The organism is Mycobacterium sp. E1715 (assembly GCF_001667625.1).
GTDB lineage: Bacteria > Actinomycetota > Actinomycetes > Mycobacteriales > Mycobacteriaceae > Mycobacterium.
On the sequence record NZ_LZJJ01000301.1, the window covers coordinates 1 to 7,461 of the forward strand.

Genomic DNA, 7,461 nt, shown 5'->3' on the forward strand with positions numbered 1-7,461 from the left:
GCGTGTTGGCGGCAGGCGTCTCGCGGGTGGCGCTGAACGTGCATTACCCGTCCGACGTGCTGGCCGGCTGGGCGCTGGGTTATCTGTATTTCCTGTTGTGCGTCACGGTGATTCGTCCCCCGCGCGCGGCGCTCTCCCGAAAACCGTGCGACGCGGGCGATTTGGTCACGGCGCGGTGACCTAACCGGGTCTGAAGCTTTACTTGACCTTGCGCTGCACGGGTTCGACGATTGAGGTCATGCGCCGACTGCTCGCTTCGCTGTTCGCTTCGGCGTGCGCGTTTTTCGTGGCGCTGGCAATGGCGCCGATCAGCGGCGCGGCCGGCGCCCCCTGGTTCGCGAACGCCGTCGGCGATGCCACGCAGGTGGTTTCGGTGATGAGCACCGGCGGATCCAACGCGACGATGGACATCTATCAGCGCACGGCCGCCGGCTGGCAGGCGCTGCGGAGCGGGATTCCCACCCACGTCGGTTCGGCGGGCATGGCTCCGCAGGCCAAGAGCGGGGTGCCGGCCACCCCGATGGGGGTCTACACGCTGGACTCCGCGTTCGGCACCGCGCCCAATCCCGGCACCGGGCTCCCTTACACGCAGGTGGGGCCCAACCACTGGTGGAGCGGCGACGACCACAGCCCCACTTTCAACTCCATGCAGGTGTGCCAGAAGGCGCAGTGCCCGTTCAACACCGCCGAAAGCGAGAACCTGCAGATCCCGCAGTACAAGCACGCGGTCGTGATGGGCGTCAACAAGAACAAGACCCCCGGCGGCGGTGCGGCGTTCTTCTTCCACACCACCGACGGCAAGCCCACCGAGGGCTGCGTGGCGGTCGACGATGCTCAGCTGGTGTCGATCATGAAATGGCTGCGGCCCGGCGCGGTCATCGCCATCACCAAGTAGCGCGCGTCAGGCGTCGGTGGCCACCGCGCGACCGGGTTTGAGCGTGAAGTTCATGCCCTCCAACGACATTGTGGCGTCGTAGGTTCGGTCGTATCCGGTCCCGCAGATCTTCCAGCCGGCGTCGGTGCGCCGGTAGGTGTCGCGGTAGAAGGCGGCACCGATCAGCATGAAGTTCAAGTCGGCGACGATCACGCGGTCCTGCAGATACCAACTGCCCGTTGCCGTGTCGCCGTCGACGACGATGTCCGGATGGGTCACCCGGTGCTCGGTGATGACGTTGGCGGGCAGCGACGTACGCATGTACTCGACCAGGTCGTCGCGGTTGGTGAAGTGCAACTCGTTGCCGATCGACGGTCCGTAGTCGGCCTTGATGTCCTCGGCGAGTGTGTCGGCGAAGTCGTCCCAGTGCTTGGTGTCCAGCGCGCGCAGGTACCGGTACTTGACCTGCTTGATGGCTTCGATGTCGGCGAGATCTTGAGGGGTCATCAGGTCATTGCAGCACACGGGTCACCCGCCGCCCGCGCTCGCATCGAAGAGCCGTCGCCGAGACATAGACCACGGTCACCATGCGCGGCGTGTCGTGTGCGTGGTTTAAGTGTCGCGGCAGCCCTGCGTGTCGGACAGGTAGCGGGTCACCATGTCGATCAGAGCCCGTCGCTCCAGGCTCCAGTCGATCGCAGTCCCGGTGACCATCTGCGCCAGCACCACACCGCGCAGCGTCGCCCAGATCACCTCGGCCACACCGGCATTCGCCGGATCCGCGGTGATCAGCCGACCCAGCTGACCGATCGCGTCGTTCATCTCCAGCAGGTGCCTCCGCGGGGACTCGCCGGGCCCGCCGCGCGTCGCCCGCAGGATCTCGAGCGCCGCCATCGAAGTCGGGCTGCTGTAGCAGCCCCACGCCGTGTCGACGACCACCTCGATGCGCTCGCGCAGCGGCAGCGCGCCGACGTCGGCCGACGACAGGCTGTCGATCAGCCGGTCCACCCCGTCGTCCACGACGGCCATCAGCAGGCCGTTGCGATCGCCGAAGTGGTACTGGATGACCCCCCACGTCACGCCCGCGCGTTCGGCCACGTGCTTGGCGGTGGCGGCCGGGAAGCCCTCCTCGACGATGCAGCGGACCGTCTCGTCGATGATGCGCGCGCGGGTGTCGTCGCCGCGCTTGCGCGGCGCGCTGGTGCGCCGGGTGGGGCCGATCGAGCCCGCGGCTACCTGACCTGCGGCGATGGACATCGTTGACTTTATAACATAGTCGAGTCTATTTTTGGGCCGTGAGCCGATCCCGGTACGCGCGGTTGACGCGCGAGCAGCTGGCCGTCCTGGTTCCCGAACTGCTCCTGATCGGGCAGCTGATCGACCGCTCGGGCATGGCCTGGTGCATCAGCGCGTTCGGCCGCGACGAGATGGTGCAGATCGCGATCGAGGAGTGGGCCGGCGCCAGCCCCGTCTACACCCGGCGCATGCAGCGTGCGCTCAACTTCGAGGGCAACGACGTGCCGACGATCTTCAAGGGGCTCCAGCTCGACATCGGCGCCCCACCGCAATTCATGGACTTCCGCTACACCGTGCACGACCGCTGGCACGGCGAATTCCACCTCGACCATTGCGGGGCGCTGCTCGACGTGGAGCCGATGGGGGAGCGCTACGTCTTCGGGATGTGCCACACCATCGAGGACCCGACGTTCGACGCCACCGCGGTGGCGACCAACCCGCGCGCCCAGGTGCGCCCCATCCACCGGCCCCCGCGGACGCCGGCCGATCGCCATCCGCATTGCGCGTGGACGGTCATCATCGACGAGTCCTACCCCGAGGCCAAGAGCATTCCCGCGTTGGACATCGTTCGCCAAACCCGGGCCGCCACATGGGAACTCGATCCGATCGACCGCTCCGACGAGGGCAACGCGGACTACTCCGGTCCGCTGCTGTCCGACTTCGACTTCGCCGGCTTCTCGCATTCGGCGCTGGTCCGGATGGCCGACGAGGTCTGTCTGCAGATGCACCTGCTCTACCTGTCGTTCGCCATCGCGGTGCGCGCCCGCGCCGCCGATGACGCGCAGGCCGTGTCGGTGTGCACCCAGGGGCTCACCGGCATCGCGGGCGTGGCCGCCGAGCGCATACGCCGCGCGCTGGGACTCCCCGGCGGCATCGCGGGGGTGCTCGAGGTCCTCGAACTGCACCCATTGCTGAACCCCGCGGGCTATGTCCGCGCGGAAACGGCGGACCGGCTGGTCGTGCACCGCTCACCGGCCCACGACGATGCCGCCTGGATCGCGCTGTGTTCCCCGGGTTCCGTTCAGCCGCTCCAGGCGATCGCCACCGCCGTCGACCCGCACGTCGAGGTCCGGGTCAGCGGCACCGGCACCGACTGGACCGCGGAACTGGTCGAAACCGACACGGCGGCGGCCGAACTGCCCGAGGTGTCGGTAACGAAGGTCAGCGGCGGAGCGACATTCCAGTTCGAGCCGAGGCGATCGCTGCCGCTGACCGTGGTGTAAGCACGAGCGTCGATTTGTCAAGGGGCCGCCGGTACCGCTTCGGTGACGAGGCGGCATCGACCGGGTACCGATGACGTTGCAAGCCATCGGTTTTGGGCGTGTCCGCGGCTATGGTTAACGCTGGCCACCGACCCCTATAGACGAAGGTTTTCGCTCTATGTACGACCCACTTGGGTTGTCGATCGGGACCACCAACCTGGTCGCTGCGCGTAATGAAAGCCCACCGGTTACCCGGCGCTCGGTGCTGACCCTTTATCCGCACTGCGCGCCGAAAGTCGGTGCGCCCGAAGAGAATTCGTATCCATTCGAGCCCGGCGTGATGATGAAGGGCTTCGTGGAGCGCATCGGTGATTCGGTGGCGCTGGTGTCGGCCGACGGGTCCGCCCACGACCCGGAGCTGCTCACGGTGGAGGCCCTGGACGCGATGGTGCGCGCCGTCGGCGCGGACGCGTCCTGCGCGGAGATCTCCATCGCAGTCCCGGCGTACTGGAAACCCGTTACGGTGCAGGCATTGCGCGACGGGCTGCGGACTCATCTGGGATTCGTTCGCAGCGGCATGGCGCCCCGGCTGGTTTCGGACGCCATCGCGTCGCTGACCGCGGTGAAGGCCGAACTCGGGCTGCCCGACGACGGCGTGGTGGGGCTGCTCGACTTCGGTGGCGGCGGAACCTCGGCCACGTTGGTGAACGTCGCCGGTGATTTCGAATTGGTCAGCGCCACAATGCGTTACGCGGCCCTGTCGGGTGACGAGATCGATCAGGAGCTGCTGCTGCGGGTCTTCGAGGAGCTGGGTCGCGGCAGCGGCATTGATCCGGCCAGCACGGCGGCCGTCGGGCAGCTCGGCGAATTGCGCGAACAGTGCCGGCTGGCCAAGGAACGGCTGTCCACCGACGTCGTGACCGAGATCGCCGCCGTGCTCGGCGAACGCAGCTGCAGCTTCACGCTGAAGCGCGACGATCTCGAAGACCTGATGGCGGACCGGCTGACCGGCTTCATCTACGCCCTGGACGACATGCTGGTGCGCTACCGCAAGAACTGGGGCGACCTGGCGGCGGTGGTAACGGTCGGCGGCGGTGCGCAGATTCCGCTTGTCGCCGAACGGCTTTCGATCCACGGGCGCACGCCGATCCTGACTCCGTCGCAGCCCGCCCTCGCGGCGGCCTGCGGAGCGCTGCTGCTGGCGGCCCGCGGCGAGGAGCTGAGCCTGCGCACCAGGACCTCGATGAGCCTGCTGGCCTCCGCCCACGCCACCGGCGACGTCGTCGACCTCGGGGCCGGCGACGTGCTGGTGATCGACGACGAGGCGCTGACGGATCGTGAGCTGGCCTGGTCGCAGACCGAGTACCCCGGCGACCTGCGGGTGCGGTTCGGCGGCGAAACCTATGACGAGGACGGGCCGTCCGGCTGGTCGATGCGGCTGAACGTCATCGACCCGCCCGCGGAGCGGCCGTGGCGCCGCCTGCGGTTGTCACAGTTGATCATCGGCATGTCGGCCCTGGTGGCGATGACGGCGATCGGTGGCGTGGCCTACACGCTGACCGGGATCGAACACCGCCAGGCGCCGCCGGCGCCCAGCGTCGCACCCCGGCCGGCGGGGCCCCCTCCGCCACCGCCCGCGTGGAGCTATGGCGGCCCGCTCGGCGGCCCGCCGCCTCAGGGCCCCTCGGGCAATCGGATGTGGTGGATCGTGGGCACGATCATCGCGGTCGGCGTGCTGGCGCTCGCCGGGGGCATCGCCGCCTTCGCGGCACACCAGCTCTCCGGTGTCCGCTCGATCATCAACTCCCCGCCGACCTTCACCAACACCCTCAGTCCCCCGGCCACCACCCCGGGCGGCACCTCGACGACTACACGGACCAAGCCGCCGAGGTCGACCACCACGTCCACCTCACCCACGCCGCCGCCGGGCAGCGAGGTGACGATCTCCGGGATCGGCGAGAACCGGACGATCGCCTGCGACGACAACGTCGTCAACGTCAGCGGCGTGTCCAACACGGTGGTGATCAGCGGTCACTGCGCAAGCCTCAGCGTGTCGGGCGTGCAGAACGACATCACCGTCGACGCCGTCGACAGCATCCAAGCCTCCGGCTTGAGCAACAAGGTGACGTACCACTCGGGCACGCCGAAGGTCAGCAACTCGGGTAGTGCGAACGTCGTCCAGCAGGGCTGAGGCCGTTACGGCGCCTCGGTGGATTCGTCGTCGTCGTGCGAATCGCCGTCGAGGACGCTGACCGCGATGCCATACGGCAGGAACCGCACCTTGCGCGCGGGGTCGACGTTGTTCTTGTTGGCCCGCAGCGCGTCGAGCTCGGTCGCGTAGACCTGTTCGACGTGCGCGCCACCGTCGGCGTCCACCGTGTAGATCGCCCAGACGCCGTCGCCCGCCTCGCCGGCGGTTTCCGGCTCCGGGCGGGGGCGCCGCGACAGGTCCTCGAAGATGGACGACCACCCGGACCGGGCTCCTGGCGCCGCGACAAACCTGCTGACCCGCTCGAACACGTCGCGCAGGCCCTCGCTGCCTTCGCGGATCATTCGATCGAACTCGTCGGGATCGAACCCGAACGCACCGTATTCGCCCACGCGACCTCCTCGCCGCTCATGCCGTTACCGCCCAGTGGCGCGCAGTCGCCCTCACGCGCCGCCGCCGCCCGAACCGCCGCCGTCGCCGCCGCCGTCTGCGCCGCCGCCGGTGGTCATCACCACGCAGGCGCCCCCCGTCTACACCCCGCGGCACACCGCGCCGCCGACCCAGGCGCCCACCACGACCGCCATGACGACGGCCCCGCCGCCGCCCTCGACCACCACCGAGACACCGCCCCCACCGACCACGACCACGACCACCACCACGACGGTGCCGATGACCACCGAGTGGATCCACGTGCCGCTGCTGCCGGTGCCGATTCCGGTTCAGGTCCCGCAGACCCAGGCCCCCCAGGCGCCGGCCCCGCAGTACACGCCGTATCCGCAGTACCCGCAGTACCAGCAGTACCCGGGCAACTCCCAGAATCCCTTCCTGGGCCCGGGCTACTAACCCGCGTCGTTCCTGCTGAGCGCGCTCGACGAGCGCACCCGTTTCCGCGCGGGTAGCGTGGTGTCACCCGGTCGGGCGGGTCTATCCGGCGGTGCCCTCATCGAGGGACCTCGGAAAAAAATCAGCGCAAATCAGCGGACTGCGGAGGCGTGAAGTGGACATCGTGCTTGGGGTCTCGATGGCTCCCGGGACGGTCCGCCTGGTGGTCATCGAGGGCCAGAACGCCGACGGTGTCACCGTCGAACAGGACGAGTTCGGTGGCGCGGTCGACGAGGTCATTGCGGCGATCGGCGGCACCCGCGAAGGTGCGGAGGCGGGCGGCCACCAGCTGGTGTCGACGGGCGTGACCTGGACGGACCGAGCGGACGTCGGCGCGCTACGGGAAGCGATGACCCAACACGGCATGGGCAACGTGATGCTGGTTTCCCCGTTGCTGGCCGCGGCCGCGCTGGCCCAGACGGTCGGGTCCGCGCTCGACTACGCGCACATCGCGATGCTGTACGTGGAGGCCGAGACCGCGACGCTGGCCGTCGTCGACGTCGCCGACGGGTCGATCGTCGACCTGCACCGCAAGCAGCTGGCCAACGCCGGAAAGGAGCCGCTCGCCGCCGAGTTGGCGACGATGGTCGCCGGTCTGGGCGCGCGGGGTGCTCACGCGGACGGCGTGTTCCTGATCGGCTGCGGCGTGGACATCGTGCCCGTCAAGCCCGCGCTCGAGGCGGCGACCCCGCTCGAGCTGTCGGCGCCCGAGGAGCCGGAGCTGGCGCTGGCCCGCGGGGCCGCGCTGGCCTCGGCGAACGCGCCGCTGTTCGCCTCGTCCACGGCGGCGCTGGCGTACGCGCTCGACCCCGGCACCGGAGAGGTGAGCCCGCGACCGCTCGGCCCGACGTACCTCGACGTCTGGGGCAACGCCGACGCCGAGGCTCTGGCCTACAGCGCCGTGCCCGACGACGACGTGGTCGTCCCGCGCCGGCGACGGCCCATGTTCCTCGCCGGGAGCGCACTGGCCGGCATCGCCGCCATCACCGCCGGGGTGG

Annotated in this window: 10 protein-coding genes and 1 pseudogene; 6 read left to right on the top strand and 5 right to left on the bottom strand. The window is 69.3% G+C overall.

The features are described 5' to 3' along the window. A partial coding sequence (locus tag A9X03_RS28515; protein WP_156746566.1) for a phosphatase PAP2 family protein occupies positions 1 to 179 on the top strand: 179 nt, incomplete at its 5' end. Between the two features lie 19 nt (positions 180 to 198). Here A9X03_RS28515 and A9X03_RS30285 read toward each other — a convergent pair. Beyond that, complete coding sequence (locus A9X03_RS30285) at positions 199 to 384, bottom strand: hypothetical protein (protein ID WP_231969090.1); 186 nt, start codon at positions 382 to 384, stop codon at positions 199 to 201. On the opposite strand from A9X03_RS30285, the gene A9X03_RS15260 reads away from it, so the two are divergent. Next, positions 299 to 895, top strand: a complete 597-nt coding sequence (locus tag A9X03_RS15260; RefSeq protein ID WP_231969088.1) for a L,D-transpeptidase — start codon at positions 299 to 301, stop codon at positions 893 to 895. The genes A9X03_RS30285 and A9X03_RS15260 overlap by 86 nt on opposite strands. Before the next feature lie 6 nt (positions 896 to 901). Here A9X03_RS15260 and A9X03_RS15265 read toward each other — a convergent pair whose 3' ends face one another. Both A9X03_RS15265 and A9X03_RS15270 read right to left on the bottom strand, forming a co-directional pair. Next, entirely contained in the window at positions 902 to 1,381 is a 480-nt protein-coding gene (locus tag A9X03_RS15265; RefSeq protein ID WP_197499070.1) for a nuclear transport factor 2 family protein, read from the bottom strand. A gap of 105 nt (positions 1,382 to 1,486) precedes the next feature. Further along, positions 1,487 to 2,131 (bottom strand): TetR/AcrR family transcriptional regulator, encoded by a 645-nt coding sequence (locus A9X03_RS15270; protein WP_067760817.1) that lies wholly within the window; start codon positions 2,129 to 2,131, stop codon positions 1,487 to 1,489. A gap of 38 nt (positions 2,132 to 2,169) precedes the next feature. On the opposite strand from A9X03_RS15270, the gene A9X03_RS15275 reads away from it, so the two are divergent. Beyond that, positions 2,170 to 3,393, top strand: a complete 1,224-nt coding sequence (locus A9X03_RS15275) for a hypothetical protein (protein WP_067760818.1) — start codon at positions 2,170 to 2,172, stop codon at positions 3,391 to 3,393. A 157-nt stretch (positions 3,394 to 3,550) separates the two neighbouring features. Beyond that, the gene (locus tag A9X03_RS15280; protein WP_082974503.1) at positions 3,551 to 5,563 is read left to right on the top strand and encodes a DUF3060 domain-containing protein; all 2,013 of its coding nucleotides are present in this window, start codon (positions 3,551 to 3,553) and stop codon (positions 5,561 to 5,563) included. Positions 5,564 to 5,568: 5 nt separating this feature from the next. Here A9X03_RS15280 and A9X03_RS15285 read toward each other — a convergent pair whose 3' ends face one another. Further along, complete coding sequence (locus tag A9X03_RS15285; RefSeq protein WP_067749962.1) at positions 5,569 to 5,973, bottom strand: hypothetical protein; 405 nt, start codon at positions 5,971 to 5,973, stop codon at positions 5,569 to 5,571. A gap of 138 nt (positions 5,974 to 6,111) precedes the next feature. Continuing rightward, entirely contained in the window at positions 6,112 to 6,258 is a 147-nt protein-coding gene (locus A9X03_RS30290; protein ID WP_231975396.1) for a hypothetical protein, read from the bottom strand. Here A9X03_RS30290 and A9X03_RS30295 point away from each other — a divergent pair. Beyond that, positions 6,251 to 6,424, top strand: coding sequence for a hypothetical protein (locus A9X03_RS30295; RefSeq protein WP_231975397.1), 174 nt, complete (start codon positions 6,251 to 6,253; stop codon positions 6,422 to 6,424). The two genes, A9X03_RS30290 and A9X03_RS30295, sit on opposite strands and share 8 nt — an antisense overlap. A gap of 154 nt (positions 6,425 to 6,578) precedes the next feature. Beyond that, a pseudogene (locus tag A9X03_RS15295) lies at positions 6,579 to 7,461 on the top strand (hypothetical protein); the annotation flags it as partial.